Raw genomic sequence first — 17,072 nt, 5'->3', positions numbered from 1 at the left:
CCCCTTACTTTTCGTTGTCCTGCGCACGGGCTGCGGCCTCAGCCGCGGCAGTACCCGGACGCTTCTTTTGAACCCAGCCCTCGATGTTGCGCTGTTTGCCACCGGAGACTGCGAGTGCTCCCGCAGGAACATCGTCTTTAATTACTGTACCCGCACCGGAGTATGCGCCATCACCGACATTGACCGGAGCGATAAACATTGTGTCAGAACCGGTGCGCACGTGGCTGCCGATGGTGGTGTGGTGCTTGTTCACGCCGTCGTAGTTCACGAAGACCGAGGAGGCACCGATATTGGACTGCTCGCCCACGGTGGCGTCACCGATATAGGTCAGGTGCGGAACCTTGGAGCCGCGGCCTATCTGGGCGTTCTTTGCCTCTACGAAGCCGCCGAGCTTTCCGTCCTCGCCCACGACGGTCTTCGGGCGGATATAGGTAAACGGGCCGACCTTGGCGTTGGTACCAATGACGGAATCGCTGCCATGGGTGCGCACGACGGAAGCGCCCTCGCCCACCTGCATATTGGTCAAGGTGGTGTCGGGGCCGATCTCGGCGTTATCGGCGATGCTGGTAGCGCCCCACAACTGGGTGCCCGGGTGAATAATGACATCGGAGCCCACGGTGACGTTGACGCCAATCCAGGTGGTCTCCGGATCCACGATGGTGGCGCCGCCGCGCATTGCCTTTTCTACCATGCGGCGGTTGAGCTCTCGGCCGGCAGCGGCGAGCTGCACACGGTCATTGACGCCCGCGAGTTCGGCCGGATCCGCTGCTACGTGCGCGCCGACGCCGTGTCCTGCGGTGCGGGCAATCTCGAGTACATCGGTGATATACAGCTCGCCTTGGGCGTTATTGGAGTCGAGCTTCTGGAGGGCATCGGCAAGCACGCGCCCATCAAAGGCAAAGACGCCGGAGTTGACCTCATCGACCTGGCGCTGCTCTTCGGTGGCATCCTTTTGCTCAACGATGGCAGACACGCTGCCGTCCTCAGCGCGAATGATGCGGCCGTAACCGGTCGGGTCATCGAGGCGCATCGAGAGCACGGTGACCGCGTTACCCTGCTCGGTGTGGGTGGCGCGCAGGCCTTCGATGGTCTCTGGGGTAAGCAGCGGGACATCGCCGTTGGTGACAATGACGGTGCCCTCGAAGTCCGGAATCGGCTCCAAGCCGCAGGCCACGGCATGACCGGTGCCCAGCTGCTCTTCCTGCACCGCCTGCAGTACCTCGCAGTCCAGCTCCTGGGCGATGGCATCCACGGCGGGGGAGACCTGATCGCGCTGGTGGCCCACCACCGTCACGATGCGCTCCGGGTTGATCCCGGCCGCAGCATGCAGAGCGTGGCCGAGCAAAGTGCGACCGCCAATCTCATGCAAGGTCTTCTGCTTAGTGGACTTCATGCGGGTGCCGGCGCCAGCCGCAAGGACGACGACAGCACACGAGGTTGTTGCTACCACGGGTTATTGAACTCCTGGGGTCGAGTCTGATTCTTATCCGGACTACATCCTATAGCCCAAGTGCGATTTATGTGTGAGAAACCTCTTTCAGGCCGCGGGCGCGCCACACACCGAGGAAACCAATGAGGGCAAGGAAGAGCAGCGCCGCCTCAGGTCCGGCCAGTGCCACCACGGAGGAAATGCCACCGACGATAAGCAAGATAACGCCCATCATCGTATTGGCCGCACCCACATACTGGGTGCGCTTATCCCCACCAGCCATATCCACCACGTAGGTCTTTCGCGCCACGCGAATAGCCGTGTGCGCCAGGTTCACGGCGAAGAAGCCAATCGGCATGACCCAGGCATTGACCGCATCCGGTGCCCAGTGCGAGCTGGCGACCAAAAGCACCAGCACGACGGAAGCCACGGCCGCGCCCACGGCCATGGTGTTCTTAGAGGACTTATCCGAATACACGCCGGAGATGCGCCCGCCCACCAGGGAGGCTAGGCCGGAAGCTAGCACGAATCCGTAGAGCCCAGAAAGGTTGCTGCTGAGCAGCACAATAAAAGAGGTCGATAGCGCCGAAACGAGCAGCAGCGCGCGGACGATGACGAAGTTACGAAATTGGCCGTCGCTGGTAAAAAGCTGCCAGGTATCTTGCCACCAGCGCTTATCGATGCCCCCTTCGGCTTCCTCTGGCACCGGCTCATCCACGTGCGAAAAGACCCACGCGGCGATGGCCCACGTGGCCGCACCGATGGCGAGGACCGTGCCCATCATGGGAATGCTGAGCTCGCCCAAAAAGTAAAGGATGACGCCGGTCAGCAAAGTGGCGCCGCCTCCGAGCGCTGCCGCGCTACCGGTCACCTGGCCGCGCGCACCCTTAGAAATGGTGCGCGCCTGCACGTCCTTGCCCGCAATCGAGCACAGCGCGCGGAAGAGGGACAGCGCCGCCAAGGCCACCAGCGCCACCACACCCAATACCGCCCCGCGGGTAAAAAATGCCGCGAGCGCAATGACCGCAGCGGATACCGCTTGCCCCAGCGAACCGATAATCCACAGGCGCTTGCGGGCCCTATAGGTAGTCACCCACGGGGTCAGCGCCGCCTGCGGGAGCATCGAACCGGACTCGCGGATAGGGGTGAGCAGACCGGTAAAGAACGCAGGCACTCCGGCCGCACTAAAAAGCGCGGGAAGCACCGTCTTGGCAGCAACAATCTGATCGCCCAAATTTTGCAGGCCATTGGACCAGATGAAATACCGGGCGTTGGATTTAGACATGAGAAATGCGATCTTTCAGAGAAACGAGTTGGTTAAATAAGAGCCATGCTGACACGCCGGAGAGTAAAAGACGGCCGCAGTCACGCCGAAATTCTACCCGCGCGGCAGGAGGCCTAAGAATCATGCACGATGTCGATCCCCTCATCAATTCGCTCTACCAAGCCTTCGATCTTCTCGGCGTAGTTTTGAACGGCATCATTGGCGGCACCCTTGCCCGCCGCCGCGAATTCGACATTGTGGGCTTCGTATTCCTCGCCCTCTTTTCAGGGCTGGCCGGTGGCATGATCCGTGACATGCTCATCGGGGATGGAGCAGCGGCAGCGATCTCAGACCCGTGGTACCTCGGCCTTGCGTGCGGAGGTGCTCTCATAGCGTTTCTTATCGATCTCAAGGGCAAGGCGTGGGAGCTATTCCGCGAACACGGCGATGCCATTATTCTCGGCGTGTGGTCCACTACCGGCTGCGTTAAAGCGCTCACCCACGGCATGCCCCTTATTCCCTGTGTCTTTCTGGGCGTGCTGACAGCAGTGGGCGGCGGAATGGTCCGCGATATTGCGTCTGGGGAAATCCCGTCCATCTTTGGTGGCAGCCCCCTGTATGCCGTGCCCTCTATCCTCACCGGCATCGTCATGGTTACTTTTGCCGATTACGGACAGTTTGCACTCGGCATGGTGGTCGCGCCGATCGTCGGCAGTGGCATGGCCATCGTGTCCTATTGGCGCGGCTGGGTCCTGCCCCGCGCCGGTGTAGCCCCCGTCAACTACACCGCCGCCCAAGTGGCGGCTATTGCGAAGAAAGCCGAGCTCAAAGGCTTTCGCCGCGGTAGGAAGAAAAACTAAAAAAGCTTCCCCACCAGGACTCGAACCTAGAATGACGGTACCAAAAACCGTAGTGTTGCCGATTACACCATGGGGAAACACAGCAAAAGCTGTAGGCATAGCGTACCTGACGCCCCCGGGTAAATCACAAATTGCGGGGCAAAGGATAGGGTAGAGGGCATGGCTCGACAAAGGATGACCGGCCGGGAACGCCGCGAACAACTCATTTCCATCGGACGCGCCGCATTCGCGGAATTAGGCTTTGAAGGAACCAGCGTCGAAGAGATCGCGGCACGCGCCGGGGTGTCCAAACCCGTTGTCTATGAGCACTTCGGGGGCAAGGAAGGCCTCTACGCGGTGGTTGTTGACCGCGAGATGCTGGCCTTGGAAAAGGTCATTACTGATTCCTTAGAGACCGGAAGCTGGCGCGAGCGCATCGAGCAGGCCGTCATGGCCATTTTGACCTATGTTGAGGAAGAAACTGATGGCTTTCTCATCTTGGTACGCGATGCCAAGCCCGGCGATGAACGCAGTTTCTCCACGCTGTTGAATTCCGCGGTGGGCCAGGTTTCCTATATCCTGCGAGAAGCGTTCGAGCACCGCGGCATTGACCCGGATTTGGCGGATATTTACGGCCAAGCGCTGGTGGGAATGGTATCGACCACCGCGCAATGGTGGCTGGATGAGCGCAACCCGGACAAGGAAGTCGTCGCCACGCATATTGTCAATCTATGCTGGAATGGTTTGTCCGGTATGGAAGTAAAGCCCAAGCTAGGAGGCAAATAAATGGCGACCCCAATGCTGGCCGGCCTGCTCAAGGTAGCGGCCTCAGATCCCAAGCTTAAGGGCATGATTTCTCATGTGGGCGAAGACCTCCACATCACAGGCTTGGATCAGTCTCGGCCGTGGGCCTTGGGCGCCTTGGCTCATCATGCCCCAGTGCTCGTGGTAACCGCTACGAGCCGCGAGGCTGAGGACCTTACGGCGGAGCTTACGGCGATGCTGGGGGAGAAGGTGGCCATGTTCCCCTCCTGGGAGACCCTGCCGCACGAGCGCCTGAGCCCCGGCGTAGACATCATCGGCCGCCGCGCTGAAGTTCTGCACAATCTCGATAGCCTGCAGGTCATCGTCACCGCCGCCCGCGGCCTGTCCCAGCCCATCCTGCAGGAGGTGGAGGGCCGCGCTCCCGTCCACCTCGAAGAAGATCACGAATATGACTTCGATGAGGTAGTCCGCGAGCTCGAGTTCCGCGCCTATAAGCACGTAGACATGGTGGCTAAGCGCGGCGAGTACGCTACGCGCGGCGGCATCATCGATATTTTCCCCACCACGCTGGACTATCCGGTCCGCGTGGAGTTTTGGGGCGATGAGATTACCGATATCCGCCAATTTTCCGTAGCTGACCAGCGCACCATCCCTGAAATCGAGGTGGGCCGCGTAGACATTTTCCCGGCCCGCGAGCTGCCTATTACGGACGCTATTGCCAAGCGTGCAGCCGATCTTGCCGTCAAGCACCCCGGCAATCCCGCCTTGGTGGAGCTGCTGACCAAGGTAAGCGAGCACATCCCGGCCGAAGGCATGGAGGCGCTCCTGCCCGCGCTTTCCGACGCCCCCATGATCACCCTCCCCGAATTCCTGCGCCCCACCACCCACGTGGTGATGGTCGGCCCGGAAAAGACTCGCCGCCGTGTGGCGGATCTAGAAAAGACCGATGCGGAATTCCTCGCTGCCGGTTGGGAGGCCGCGGCCATGGGTGCCGATGGCCCGCTGGCTACCGAAGGGCTCGATACCGAGGCATCCAGCTATCGCTCCTATGAGTCGCTCGAGGTCTCCATCAGCGAGTCCGGCTTGCCTTTGTGGACTTTCTCCCCACCGGGAATGCTCGCCGCCTCGGAAGAGGAGACCCTCCCGCTCGAATTCGAACCAGGGCCCACCCCGCGCGGCAATATCGAAGAAATCGACGCGATGATGGCCCAACTCCTCGCGCACACCAATGCCGGCGGCCGGGCAGCCTTCATCGCGCCGGCGCAAGGTGCCATCAAGCGTATGGTGGATCGCTTTGCAGAAAAAGGCATCCGCACCAAGGTGGCCACCCCTGGCTGGGAGCCCACCGCCGGTGAAGTCACCCTCTACCAAGCACTAAGCCACGCCGGCCTGGTATTTCCCAAGGTGAAAAAGCCCAAGGATGCCGAGGCCCTCCCACTGGTCGTTGTAACCGAGACGGATCTGACCGGTAACCGCGTAGGCGATATCGCCGAAGCGAAGCGCCGGCCCGCCAAACGCCGCAATAAGGTTGACCCGCTTGCCCTCAAGCAGGGCGATTTTGTGGTGCACGAGACCCACGGTATCGGCAAGTTCCTCAAGATGGCCGAGCGCACCATCCAGTCCGGCGATGAAACCAGCCGCCGCGAATACATCGTGCTCGAGTACGCGCCCTCCAAGCGTGGTCAGCCCGCCGATCAGCTCTGGGTTCCCATGGACTCGCTGGATCTGCTCAGCAAGTACACCGGTGGCGAATCGCCCCACCTGTCCAAGATGGGCGGTTCCGACTGGAAGAACACCAAGAAGAAGGCGCGCGCCGCCGTACGCGAAATCGCCGGCGAGCTGGTCGAGCTCTACGCCAAGCGCCAGGCCGCGCCGGGGCACCAGTTCTCCCCGGATAATCCGTGGCAGGCGGAGATGGAGGATAATTTCCCCTTCGTCGAAACCGAAGACCAGATGCTGGCTATCGACGCCGTCAAGCACGATATGGAGTCCACGGTGCCGATGGACCGCGTCGTCGTCGGCGATGTGGGCTACGGCAAGACCGAGGTGGCCATCCGCGCCGCCTTCAAGGCCGTGCAAGACGGCATGCAGGTAGCGGTCCTCGTGCCCACCACGCTGCTGGCGCAGCAGCACTTTGATACCTTCAGCGAGCGCATGACCGGCTTCCCCGTCAAGATTGAGGTGCTTTCGCGCTTTACCTCGAAGAAGGAAGCGAAAGACATCTTCAAGGGGCTGGCCGATGGCAGCGTCGATATAGTCGTCGGCACCCACCGCCTCCTCCAGACCGGCGTGCACTGGAAGAACCTCGGCCTCATCGTCGTGGACGAGGAGCAGCGCTTCGGCGTGGAGCACAAGGAACACATCAAGGCGCTCAAGGCCAGCGTGGATGTGCTTACCATGTCCGCGACACCTATTCCGCGCACCTTGGAGATGTCCATGGCTGGCATCCGCGAGATGTCGACCATCCTGACCCCACCGGAAGACCGCCACCCGGTGCTAACCTATGTCGGCGCTTACGAGGACAAGCAGGTAGCCGCGGCCATCCGCCGCGAGCTGCTGCGCGATGGTCAGACCTTCTTCATCCACAACAAAGTCTCTGATATCGAAAAGAAGGCCCGCGAGCTGCGCGACCTGGTACCGGAGGCCCGCGTCGTCGTCGCGCATGGCCAGATGAACGAGGAGGTGCTCGAACAGACCGTCCAGGGTTTCTGGGATCGCGAGTACGACGTATTGGTGTGTACCACCATCGTGGAAACCGGCCTGGATATCGCTAATGCGAATACCCTCATTGTGGAAAACGCCCACCATATGGGCCTGTCCCAGCTGCACCAGCTGCGCGGGCGCGTGGGCCGCTCCCGCGAGCGCGGCTATGCCTACTTCCTGTACCCCAAGGGGGCCACGCTCACGGAAACTTCCTATGACCGCCTGGCCACCATCGCTCAGAACAATGACCTTGGTGCCGGCATGGCCGTAGCCATGAAGGACTTGGAGATGCGCGGTGCCGGCAACGTCCTTGGCGCCCAACAGTCCGGCCACATTGCCGGTGTGGGCTTCGATCTCTACGTGCGCCTCGTTGGCGAGGCGGTCGAGACCTTCAAATCGCTCGCTCGCGGCGAGGCCCCCACCGTTACCGATGAAGGCCCGAAGGAAATCCGCATCGATCTCCCTGTGGATGCGCATATTCCGGAAGGCTATATCGATTCCGAGCGCCTGCGCCTGGAGGTCTATCGCAAGCTTGCGGCCTCGCAGAATGACGATGATCTCAAGGCCGTTATCGAGGAAATGGAAGACCGCTTTGGCCCGCTGCCGCAGGAGGTTCTGCGCCTGCTTTCCGTTGCCCGCCTGCGCCACCAGGCGCGCCGCGCCGGCATCTCCGATATCACCGTTCAGGGCACCCGCGTCAAGTTCCACCCCGTGGAGCTGCCGGATTCCAAGCAGGTGCGTCTCAAGCGCCTATATCCGGGCTCCAGCTTCCGTGCGGCGGCGAAGGCAATCAACGTGCCGTTCCCCAAGGCAGGGCGCAATGTCACCTCCCCGAAGCTGCGCGATACCGAGCTCATTCAGTGGGCGGCGGACTTCCTAAGCGCGCTTTTCGACGTCGACCCCATCAACGTCAGCGGCGCCCAGCCCACCTCGAACGTGGTCAGCGTAGGGGAGTAGCTAGAGGGTGAGCCAGCCGGTGCTCAAGCCCCAAATGGCGGTGGCGGCACCGGCCAAGACAATGGCCACCACGCACCACTCGAAGGTGTTGAAGATGCGTTCCTTCTTCCACAAACGGGTGCCGACATACGGAATAAGTCCCGGTACCACGGCCAATGCGCCGAGTAGGACGTAGACGAGGTCGGCCGCATAAATTAGCCACAGGGAGTAGATAAACGCGAGCAAAGAAATGACCAAGTGCTTGCGGTTATCCTTGCGGCCTACCTCTGGTCCAGAAAGATCGAACTTGATACCCGCCTGCGGGTGAGACAGCCCCTTGCCCCGCAGCGTCAAGAGCAATAGGTACAAGGAAGAAAAGATATAGGGCAGCAAGTACATGATGGTTGCCAGCTGCACCATGGCGTTATAAGACGCCTCGTTGAGGTAGAAGACGATGATGAATAGCTGGATGGCCATCGTGGAAATCAGCTGCGCTACCCACGGCGCACCCGCCACATTGATGGTTCCGATGCGGCGGGGAATGAGGCCGTCGATGGCCATCATCACGATGGGCTCGGCGCACAACATCTGCCAGGACACATAGGCTCCCAAAACCGACAAGCACAGTCCAATAGACACCAGCGCGCCGCCCCAGGGGCCGATGACCTCGGTGAGTACGGAGGCCATGGAATTATCTGGCAATGCGGCTAGTTCTTCTTTGGTCATCACGCCAAAGCTCAAGGTAGACACGGAAACCAGCAGTGCCAGCACGGCGAAAAAACCGATGACGGTCGCGCGGCCGACGTCGGTGCGCTTAGAAGCCTGCTTGGAATAAACGGATGCTCCCTCCACGCCGATGAAGACCCACACGGTAAAGAGCATGATTCCCTGGACCTGCTCGAAAACGCTGGCCTCAGACGCGCGTCCCCAGAAATCCAAGGTGAATTTATCCCAGCTGAACCCGAGGAACGCAATGAGCACCACAAAGGCCAGGATGGGCACAATCTTGGCAATTGTGGTGATGAGGTTCATGAACGCGGCCTGCTTAATGCCGCGGGCAAGTACCGCAAAAATGCCCCAGGATAGGAGGGAGACGGCGATGGCGGAGGTCCAGTAATGGTCGGCGTCGAAAAGCGGCAGGTAATGGCCCAAGGTATTGAAAAAGAGGGTGGCATAACCCACCTGCGCCATAACGGAGCCCAGCCAGTAGCCCCAGCCGGAGGTAAAACCAATAAAATCGCCGAGGCCGGCCCGCACGTAGGAATAAACGCCAGAATCAAGGTGCGGCTTGCGGCGGGCCAGAATTTGAAAAACAAACGCCACAGACAGCATGCCGATGCCCGCTACCAGCCAGCCAATGAGCATCGCGCCTGGGCCGGCAACGGAGGCAATGTTTTGGGGCAGCGAGAAAATACCCGCGCCCACGGTGGAACCGATAATCAGCGCGACGAGGGTCCACAACGTCACGGAGTGGGATCTATTCTGGCTGGAGGTCATTGGCCTAAAATACCTTGAATAGCCCCATAATGGGAACTCGGGCTAGACTTTGTGCACATGACTGTGCTGTTGCTCGATGAACGCTGGCCCACCATGATCCCCATGCAGGCATACGGGAAGCTGCGTGGCCCCGTCCACTTCACGGGTGAGGTACCCGTGTCCGTACGGTGGAATTTTTCCGATCTGCTGGTAGGCGAGGACGCCACCGGCACCTTGGTAAGCACCGACGAACACGATCCGGAAACTCGCGCCCGCCTTGCTAGCGGCGAGCCTGTCATTCGCGCCGAATCCCTCGCGGATCCCATCATGCAAGCGCGCCAGACCATGGCCACGGCGCGGCGCATCGGGGAGTGGGAGCGCGAGCAAACCCATACTTCCCTCTTGCCGTACCTCGAGGAGGAGTCCGCCGAATTCGCCGCGGCCGTGCGCAGCCGCGAACCGGAAAGCGAGATGCTTAAGGAATTGGGGGATATCTTCCTCCAAGTACTTTTCCATGCGGAAATCTCCACCTTTTCGCTTGACGACGTCGCCCAGAGCTTCCTCACCAAAATGCGCGCCCGCGCCCCATACCTATTTGATGGCACCACGGAGATTGTCGACGTTGACACGCAAGAGAGGCTGTGGCGCGAAGGCAAGGGAATGTAGGATGGCTTCTCATGAAGAGGCTGCTGCAGATATTCGGGGGCTGCGGGGTGGCCGTAGCCGTGATAATCGCGCTGGTGGCATGGCTGTTGACGGGGCACGGCACTTCACAGGAGCCCGTACCGGAGAACATTCCGCCCGTTGAGGGCAAAGAGGTCGCGCATATTGACGTCAATGCCCCCGGCCGCACCGCCGATAAGCTCACCTACTGGGCCTCTGACCTAGCTGAGCAGACGGGTATCCCACCGGCAGCCCTGCGCGCTTATGGCAACGCCGAACTCATCGCTCAGCAAAAATGGCCGAATTGCCATCTGCGGTGGAATACCCTTGCCGGCCTGGGCTACGTGGAGACCCGCCATGGCACCTACAACGGCAATTGGTTTAAGCCCTCCAAGCTTGACGACGCCGGCTACCCCCAACCACCCATCAACGGCATCGCCCTCGATGGCCTGAACAATACGGCGCACACCCCAGATACCGATAACGGCGAAATCGATGGGGATTCCGAATATGACCGCGCCGTCGGCCCGATGCAATTTATTCCGACCACATGGGAATCGGTGGGCGCTGATGCCAACGGCGATGGCAAGGCAGATCCCAATCAAATTGACGACGCCGCAGTTGGCGCCGCCGGACTTTTATGTTTTGGTGATAGAGATCTCTCTAACCCAGAACAGTGGGAGGAAGCAATCCTAAATTACAATCAGTCCAGCGAGTATTTGCATAAAGTTGCACACGCCGCCAACGCCTACTCGGTTCCGCAAAGTGCAAAGTAGTGTCACACAGTAAAGTTTTCTGCAACAATTGACAACGTAGCTGGGCCGGCTGGTCCAGAGCGAACTTTTTTATGAGGAGTGAAAAACAGCATGGCTGACATCATCCACACTTTCGCCCGCGAAATTCTTGATTCCCGTGGTAACCCAACCGTCGAGGCCGAGGTCTTCCTTGATGACGGCGCCCGCGGTGTTGCCGGCGTTCCTTCCGGTGCTTCTACCGGTGTGCACGAGGCTCACGAGCTGCGCGACGGTGGCGAGCGCTACCAGGGTAAGGGTGTTCTGAAGGCTGTTGAGAACATCAACGAGAAGATTGCCGACGAAATTGCTGGCTTCGAAGCCGACGACCAGCGCCTCATTGACCAGGCACTGATTAAGCTGGACGGTACCGATAACAAGTCCGAGCTCGGCGCTAACGCTATCTTGGGCGTTTCCATTGCCGCAGCCAAGGCCGCTGCAGAGTCCGCTGCACTGCCTCTGTACCGCTACATCGGCGGCCCGAATGCACACGTACTGCCGGTGCCAATGATGAACATCCTCAACGGCGGCGCACACGCTGACTCCGGCGTGGACGTCCAGGAATTCATGATCGCTCCGATTGGTGCGGAGTCCTTCGCCGAGGCTCTGCGTATGGGCGCCGAGGTCTACCACGCACTGAAGGCAGTGCTAAAGGACAAGGGCCTGTCCACCGGTCTGGGCGACGAGGGCGGCTTCGCTCCTTCCGTTGACTCCACCAAGGCTGCTCTTGACGTCATCGTGGACGCCATCAAGAAGGCCGGCTTCGAGCCCGGCAAGGACGTAGCCCTGGCACTCGACGTTGCTTCCTCCGAGTTCTTCAAGGACGGCAAGTATCACTTCGAGGGTGGCGAGCACACCGCTGAAGAGATGTCCAAGGTCTACGAGGACCTCATCGACCAGTACCCGATCGTCTCCATCGAGGATCCACTGCAGGAAGACGACTGGGATGGCTACACCGCCCTGACCGCCGCGATTGGCGAAAAGGTGCAGATCGTCGGCGATGACTTCTTCGTCACCAACCCTGCTCGTCTGCAGGAGGGTATTGAAAAGAAGGCTGCCAACGCCCTGCTGGTTAAGGTCAACCAGATCGGTACCCTGACCGAGACCTTCGACGCAGTCGAGTTGGCTCACCGCAACGGCTACCGCACCATGATGTCCCACCGCTCCGGTGAGACCGAGGACACCACCATTGCGGACCTGGCTGTTGCTCTGAACTGCGGCCAGATCAAGACCGGTGCACCGGCTCGTTCCGAGCGCGTAGCTAAGTACAACCAGCTGCTGCGCATCGAGCAGGAGCTTGGCGACGGCGCAGTTTACGCCGGCCGCTCCGCATTCCCGCGCTTTAAGGCTTAATCGCCTCCTTTCGTAGCGCCCTCGCATTGCCGCGGGGGCGCTTTCGCATGTCTAGGTATTGTTGCCAGGTTTGCTTCCAATTCACGGTTCGCGGCGCTAAAGGCCCTTGGGCACGGTCAATTTCGAAGGTGCCGTCCGAAAAGAGCCACGCAACGTCTCCAGTGATGGGATCCATGATGTAGCGTGCCCTTCCATCGGTCTTCACGTTGTGGTGGTGTTGACAGAGAGTGACAAGATTATCGACGCTCGTCGGTCCGCCGTCGGCATACTCCACACGATGATCAAGCTGGCAGTAATGCGCCGGCATGGAACACCCCGGCCAACGGCACGTGGCATCGCGACCGTGAACCCATGTCCTGATTTGCTCGGTGGGGACGTAGGAGGAAGTTTCTTCTGGGCACAACTCGCGAGTCATCGAGTAATTGCTTAAATGCTCCGTAAGAACGCACCATCCCGCCGAAGGTATGTATACCCGAGAAGTATCGTCGCCTGCTGCATAGGTGTTGATAACTACTTTTGTCTGGGTGCGATTAAAGATCAGCGCTTCCAAAGCCTCTGACTTAGTGATGTTCTTCTTTCGCGCTGCTTTATCGATGTGCCGTGAAATAGCACTGGCGGTAGCCTTATCCGTCTTCAGGGTGATGGTGGCTTGGCCTTTGGAATAAGAAATGGAAACGGAGCGCTCGATTTCCTTCTCAATATCTGGCTTGAGAATTCCGTCGATGTAGTCGCGCAAGAATCTACGGATTTCAGATTCCGTGGGGACATGTTGGGCAGGTTCCTTTGGGGTGAGGAAGTCTGCAAGGGCGGCATCGACTAGTTGGATGCCCTCGGCGTCGTCGCCAAGCGGGGCAAGCTCGGCATCAATAACGTGCAGCCGCGGGAGGTCAAGAATCCAATGTTCGGTCTGTACCGCCGTGGTTAACGGCAACTCACGCATGCGCAGGTGAGAGCGCAGAGCGGATAAGACGCGCCAGTAGCTCAAGCCCACCCGCTTAGCTAAAGCAGTGGTAGTGCATTCGACATCGTTTTCTAATCGCGGAAGCACGGATTGGTATAGCTGCCAGGATTGAATGCGTTGGAGCATGCCCAAAACGCAAACCGTATCGTCGAGGTTATTGGTAGAAAAATAGGCGTTCTTTGGTGGTGCGTCGCCGGCTGTCACGGAAAGTTCCCCCTCTGGAATAAATCGCACACCCAATCGAATTTCTGCCCCTAGTATAAGCCGCCTTTCCGGCGTGCGCAAGGGGTAAAACGAAAAAATGTGCGAAATTCCGGGGGTTAGTAACTGAAAACGTTGTCAGCTACTGCTTCGAGTTCCTTATCGTCATATTTGTCACCGCAGGTGGCGAGGGAACCCACGCCAGCCATGTACATGGTAAAAAGCTTGTCTAGGACGGGAGAAGCCGCTGAAATTTCAAGCTTTTCGTAGACGGGAGCGTATTTCCTATCGAACTCCTCAAGGCTAGGGACGAGTTCTTCAAATGCGCTGTCGCCATGGGTTAGCAAATACTTGGCGTCGTCCAGGATTTGCTCATTCTCGCAGGCAACAGATCCAGCCTTCTTCAGCGTCGTGGCATTGACCTCGTAGCTTGTAGGGCCGTCTTCCTCTTCGGAAGCCCCAGCGCCGAACACATCTAGGTAGAAGTCCGGGATCGTGCCGTGTTCCTTTATGTGGTAAATGAAGCCGCTTTTGGTATTGAGGTCGTGCTTTCTGCTTGTGGTGGTGGGGGTTTCGCTGCTGGTAGGGCTTTCGCTAGTGGGGGATTCCGCTTTGGTGGCTGCTTCTTCTTTGTGGTCGGTCGAGCTGCACCCGGTAAGTAGGGTGCCTACGGCGGCTAGGAGGAGGAGACGCTTGAGGGGCATAGCTATTCCTTAAGTAGGGAATCTGGTTCGAAGCTCTAGCTGGAATGGATGGACTCAGCGACTTTTTCCAGTTCTTCATCGCTGAATTCATCGCCGCAAGCCATCACGGCACCGAGTGAGGTCATCGCTGCAGCCATGATCTTGTCATTGTCTGGTGCGTCATCGGGGATGTTCAGTGCCTCAAAAACATCACTGTATTTATCATCAGAGCCGCTGACTGATGACATAACAGCTTCCCCAAATTTGTCGGTGTTTCCTCGGAAATATTCCTTTGAAATGTCGAGCAACTCGTCATTCTTGCAGGTAGCTTCGCCGGCCTTCTTCACGGAATCTGCGTTGGTTTCAAAGGTCTCGGGCTGATCGTCGCCCTCGAGCTGGTCAGCATCGTGGTTGATGTAATCATCCGGCAGGGTTTTGTACTCCTTGAGATAGTCGGCCATGCCGTCTTTGGTGTTCAGGTCGTAGCCGTCTCCGTAGACGGGGTATTCGCCGTCTTGGGCGGAAGGGTTGCAGCTGGCAAGGAATAGGGTTGCGGTGAGAACGGGGAGGAGGCGCTTGAGGGACATGAAACTTCCTTCCTGGGAGGGAGAATTTCTTTTAGTGTATCCAAATTGCGCGTGCCACGTCCCTGTTACAGGAGTGACGGCGCTAGGATTAGAGGCCTATGGCACGCGAAAAGAAGACGCAGCGAAACCGGAGCCGCACTAGGGTTCCGGTGGCCTCGCGTGCTGCGGATATCCGCAAAGCTCAACGTGCGCAACTGAAGCAGAAGCAGAAGCCGGACCGGATGAGTATTGCCGGAGTGGGCGTGATCGTGGCCATCGTGCTTGTGGTCTTGTTTGCTATCGCTATTCCGCTGCGCAATTACTACCACGGCCGGTCCGAAATTGCCCGCCTCAATGAGTCAATCGCCGCCAAGCAGGATGAGAAGGCTGCTTTGCTGGAAAAGATTGATAGATATAAGTCTGATGAGTACATCAAGCAGGAGGCGCGGCGCCGATTCGGGGTCGTCGATGAGGGCGAGACCGCCTACCGCATCATTGACCCGCAGATAAAGCCGGATGACCAGCTCACTACAGATGGTCAGAAGGAAGAAGATTCCCGCGAATGGTACGAGGTTTTGTGGGATTCCGTGGCTGAGCCCCCTGAGGAGGAAGCTCCATCCGAGCAGGTAAATCATCTTCCGATTGAGCCGGCGCCGGAAGAGAATCCAGATGTGCGATAATTGTCCGCATGACCGTCACTGATGCAGATATCGCTGTAGTAACTGAGCAATTGGGCCGCACCCCGCGCGGGGTCCTAGAGGTTTCTTATCGCACGCCGGATGGGCAGCCCGCGGTAATTAAGACGGCGCCCAAGCTTGCCGACGGCACCCCATTCCCCACCCTCTACTACCTCACCGACCCACGGCTTACTGCCGAAGCCTCACGCTTGGAGGTTGCCCACGTTATGAAGTGGATGGAAGCCCGCTTGGGTGAGGACGAGGAATTGGCTGCCGACTATCAGCGCGCCCACGAATACTTCTTGGCCAAGCGCAATGACATCGAAGACCTTGGCACCGATTTCTCCGGTGGCGGCATGCCCGATCGGGTCAAGTGTCTGCATGTGCTCATCGCATACGCGCTTGCTGAAGGCCCACAGCATTTCCGGTTGGGAACTGAAGCGGTGGCCATGGCTGCCGACCACGGCAAGCTTCGAGGCTCTGCCATCCCGCAGGATTGGCCCAGCGTCGAGGATCTGGGAATTGACCTGGCCCAGTTCGACTTCTCTAACGCGGAATAGGAGGAATGCTATGACTCGCGTTGCTGCGATTGATTGCGGTACGAATTCGATTCGCTTGCTCATCTCTGAGATTCAGGATGACGGCAAGGTCCGCGATATTACCCGCACCATGGAAATTATCCGCCTGGGAGAGGGAGTCGATGCCACTGGCGAAATCGCCCCTGCGGCCCTAGACCGCGCCCGCGTGGCTTTGGAAGGCTACGTACGCCAGATGAAGTTTGAGAAGGTCACCCGCGTGCGGATGGTCGCTACCTCCGCTACTCGCGATGCCAAGAACCAGCAGGAATTCTTCGACATGACCGCTGAGTTGCTCGGCCAAATTCAGCCTGGCGCACAGGCCGAGGTCGTCTCGGGCGAGGAAGAGGCTCTGCTGTCCTTTAATGGCGCCGTGGCCGATGTGGAGCCAGACCGCGGGCCATTCTGTGTCATCGACCTGGGCGGCGGTTCGACCGAGTTCGTCGTAGGCACGGCCGATGGCGATATCTTGGGCACCCACTCTGCCCGCATGGGGTGCGTCAGGCTAACCGAGCGCATTATGCGTACCGATCCGCCTACCGAGTCGGAGATTGAGATCGCTTCCGAGTACGTCGGCGAGCGCACGGCGGAAGTGGAGAAGATAGTACCTATTTCTAAGGCCCGTACCATCGTCGGATGCGCAGGCACCTTCACCACTCTTTCTGCATTGGCTCAGGGCCTTGAGCGCTACGACGCCGATGCCATTCACGGGTCTGAGCTCCGCTTCGATGCCCTGCGCGTGCTTTTGCAGCAGCTTATTGGCCTGCCTTCCGACGTCCGCGCCCTCAACCCCGTCATTCACCCCGGCCGTGCCGACGTCATTGGCGGTGGGGCGGTAGCCGTCGAAGGCATCATGCAGCTTATCGAGCGAAATTGCGATGCGCGCAGCTTTTTCATCAGTGAAAAGGACATTCTCGACGGCATTATCGCTGGTCTGGCTGCTGAGGGTACCCCTCGTTAACTCCCGTAGGGTGGGGTGGCCTAAAATATTCCTTGCCCTTGCCCCCATAGCCCAATCGGCAGAGGCAGTCGACTTAAAATCGATTCAGTGTGGGTTCGAGTCCCACTGGGGGCACCATGTGAAGTCTCGAGACATCGTTCCGGTCGATGCCTCGAGATTTTTCGTTTTCAGTTGCCCTGTTGGGGGTCAAGTTCGTTGTCTTTCTTGTTGTAATAGATCTTTTCTTCGG

15 protein-coding genes and 1 tRNA gene are annotated in these 17,072 nt (G+C 59.2%); 10 read left to right on the top strand and 6 right to left on the bottom strand.

Translation table 11 applies throughout. From position 1 onward, the window contains the following. Positions 1-4: 4 nt before the first annotated feature. Together glmU and MHK00_RS07555 are read right to left on the bottom strand one after the other, a co-directional pair. Entirely contained in the window at positions 5-1,450 is a 1,446-nt protein-coding gene (gene glmU / locus MHK00_RS07560; protein ID WP_250411070.1) for a bifunctional UDP-N-acetylglucosamine diphosphorylase/glucosamine-1-phosphate N-acetyltransferase GlmU, read from the bottom strand. Positions 1,451-1,517: 67 nt separating this feature from the next. Further along, positions 1,518-2,714 (bottom strand): MFS transporter, encoded by a 1,197-nt coding sequence (locus MHK00_RS07555; protein ID WP_250411068.1) that lies wholly within the window; start codon positions 2,712-2,714, stop codon positions 1,518-1,520. A 122-nt stretch (positions 2,715-2,836) separates the two neighbouring features. Here MHK00_RS07555 and MHK00_RS07550 point away from each other — a divergent pair, with 122 nt between their 5' ends. The 3 genes from MHK00_RS07550 (at position 2,837) to mfd (ending at position 7,957) form a co-directional block, all read left to right on the top strand. Beyond that, a complete protein-coding gene (locus MHK00_RS07550) occupies positions 2,837-3,553 on the top strand; it encodes a trimeric intracellular cation channel family protein (RefSeq protein ID WP_005323649.1) in 717 nt (238 codons plus the stop codon). A 159-nt stretch (positions 3,554-3,712) separates the two neighbouring features. Continuing rightward, a complete protein-coding gene (locus MHK00_RS07545; RefSeq protein ID WP_040425065.1) occupies positions 3,713-4,318 on the top strand; it encodes a TetR/AcrR family transcriptional regulator in 606 nt (201 codons plus the stop codon). After that, positions 4,319-7,957 carry a transcription-repair coupling factor gene (gene mfd / locus MHK00_RS07540; protein WP_250411066.1) on the top strand — a complete coding sequence of 1,213 codons (3,639 nt, stop codon included), beginning with the start codon at positions 4,319-4,321 and terminating at the stop codon, positions 7,955-7,957. It begins immediately after the preceding gene. On the opposite strand, the gene MHK00_RS07535 is transcribed toward mfd, so the two are convergent. Then, positions 7,958-9,433 carry an amino acid permease gene (locus MHK00_RS07535; RefSeq protein ID WP_250411064.1) on the bottom strand — a complete coding sequence of 492 codons (1,476 nt, stop codon included), beginning with the start codon at positions 9,431-9,433 and terminating at the stop codon, positions 7,958-7,960. Between the two features lie 57 nt (positions 9,434-9,490). Between MHK00_RS07535 and MHK00_RS07530 the strand changes: the two genes are divergently transcribed. The 3 genes from MHK00_RS07530 to eno all read left to right on the top strand — a co-directional run bounded on the left by MHK00_RS07530 (position 9,491) and on the right by eno (position 12,219). Beyond that, entirely contained in the window at positions 9,491-10,078 is a 588-nt protein-coding gene (locus MHK00_RS07530) for a MazG nucleotide pyrophosphohydrolase domain-containing protein (protein ID WP_250411062.1), read from the top strand. An 11-nt stretch (positions 10,079-10,089) separates the two neighbouring features. Next, positions 10,090-10,851, top strand: coding sequence for a lytic transglycosylase domain-containing protein (locus MHK00_RS07525; RefSeq protein WP_150850944.1), 762 nt, complete (start codon positions 10,090-10,092; stop codon positions 10,849-10,851). Positions 10,852-10,941: 90 nt separating this feature from the next. Beyond that, complete coding sequence (eno, locus tag MHK00_RS07520; protein ID WP_179386279.1) at positions 10,942-12,219, top strand: phosphopyruvate hydratase; 1,278 nt, start codon at positions 10,942-10,944, stop codon at positions 12,217-12,219. Here eno and MHK00_RS07515 read toward each other — a convergent pair. From MHK00_RS07515 to MHK00_RS07505, 3 genes are all read right to left on the bottom strand, one after another. Next, a complete protein-coding gene (locus MHK00_RS07515) occupies positions 12,209-13,384 on the bottom strand; it encodes an HNH endonuclease signature motif containing protein (protein WP_179386280.1) in 1,176 nt (391 codons plus the stop codon). The two genes, eno and MHK00_RS07515, sit on opposite strands and share 11 nt — an antisense overlap. A gap of 116 nt (positions 13,385-13,500) precedes the next feature. After that, a complete protein-coding gene (locus tag MHK00_RS07510) occupies positions 13,501-14,085 on the bottom strand; it encodes a hypothetical protein (RefSeq protein ID WP_005323638.1) in 585 nt (194 codons plus the stop codon). Positions 14,086-14,120: 35 nt separating this feature from the next. Next, the gene (locus MHK00_RS07505; protein ID WP_250411059.1) at positions 14,121-14,651 is read right to left on the bottom strand and encodes a ribonuclease; all 531 of its coding nucleotides are present in this window, start codon (positions 14,649-14,651) and stop codon (positions 14,121-14,123) included. A 98-nt stretch (positions 14,652-14,749) separates the two neighbouring features. Between MHK00_RS07505 and MHK00_RS07500 the strand changes: the two genes are divergently transcribed. From MHK00_RS07500 to MHK00_RS07485, 4 genes are all read left to right on the top strand, one after another. Beyond that, positions 14,750-15,310, top strand: coding sequence for an FtsB family cell division protein (locus tag MHK00_RS07500; RefSeq protein ID WP_150850942.1), 561 nt, complete (start codon positions 14,750-14,752; stop codon positions 15,308-15,310). Positions 15,311-15,318: 8 nt separating this feature from the next. Then, positions 15,319-15,867, top strand: a complete 549-nt coding sequence (locus MHK00_RS07495; RefSeq protein ID WP_198492793.1) for a DUF501 domain-containing protein — start codon at positions 15,319-15,321, stop codon at positions 15,865-15,867. A 10-nt stretch (positions 15,868-15,877) separates the two neighbouring features. Continuing rightward, positions 15,878-16,843 (top strand): Ppx/GppA phosphatase family protein, encoded by a 966-nt coding sequence (locus MHK00_RS07490; RefSeq protein ID WP_005323625.1) that lies wholly within the window; start codon positions 15,878-15,880, stop codon positions 16,841-16,843. A 40-nt stretch (positions 16,844-16,883) separates the two neighbouring features. Then, positions 16,884-16,960, top strand: a tRNA-Leu gene (locus MHK00_RS07485). Positions 16,961-17,072 lie beyond the last annotated feature (112 nt).

It is taken from the genome of Corynebacterium tuberculostearicum (assembly GCF_022347385.1).
Taxonomy (GTDB): Bacteria; Actinomycetota; Actinomycetes; order Mycobacteriales; family Mycobacteriaceae; genus Corynebacterium; species Corynebacterium tuberculostearicum_M.
The sequence above is the reverse complement of the archived record's forward strand: the minus strand, read 5'-3'. Positions and strand labels throughout refer to the sequence as shown.

Coding starts and splice junctions, on each gene's coding strand:
- MHK00_RS07500 (WP_150850942.1), top strand. CDS start 14,750: ATGGCACGCGAAAAGAAGACGCAGCGAAACCGGAGCCGCACTAGGGTT.
- MHK00_RS07510 (WP_005323638.1), bottom strand. CDS start 14,085: ATGCCCCTCAAGCGTCTCCTCCTCCTAGCCGCCGTAGGCACCCTACTT.
- MHK00_RS07525 (WP_150850944.1), top strand. CDS start 10,090: ATGAAGAGGCTGCTGCAGATATTCGGGGGCTGCGGGGTGGCCGTAGCC.
- mfd (WP_250411066.1), top strand. CDS start 4,319: ATGGCGACCCCAATGCTGGCCGGCCTGCTCAAGGTAGCGGCCTCAGAT.
- MHK00_RS07555 (WP_250411068.1), bottom strand. CDS start 2,714: ATGTCTAAATCCAACGCCCGGTATTTCATCTGGTCCAATGGCCTGCAA.
- MHK00_RS07505 (WP_250411059.1), bottom strand. CDS start 14,651: ATGTCCCTCAAGCGCCTCCTCCCCGTTCTCACCGCAACCCTATTCCTT.
- MHK00_RS07550 (WP_005323649.1), top strand. CDS start 2,837: ATGCACGATGTCGATCCCCTCATCAATTCGCTCTACCAAGCCTTCGAT.
- MHK00_RS07495 (WP_198492793.1), top strand. CDS start 15,319: ATGACCGTCACTGATGCAGATATCGCTGTAGTAACTGAGCAATTGGGC.
- eno (WP_179386279.1), top strand. CDS start 10,942: ATGGCTGACATCATCCACACTTTCGCCCGCGAAATTCTTGATTCCCGT.
- MHK00_RS07530 (WP_250411062.1), top strand. CDS start 9,491: ATGACTGTGCTGTTGCTCGATGAACGCTGGCCCACCATGATCCCCATG.
- MHK00_RS07545 (WP_040425065.1), top strand. CDS start 3,713: ATGGCTCGACAAAGGATGACCGGCCGGGAACGCCGCGAACAACTCATT.
- MHK00_RS07490 (WP_005323625.1), top strand. CDS start 15,878: ATGACTCGCGTTGCTGCGATTGATTGCGGTACGAATTCGATTCGCTTG.
- MHK00_RS07535 (WP_250411064.1), bottom strand. CDS start 9,433: ATGACCTCCAGCCAGAATAGATCCCACTCCGTGACGTTGTGGACCCTC.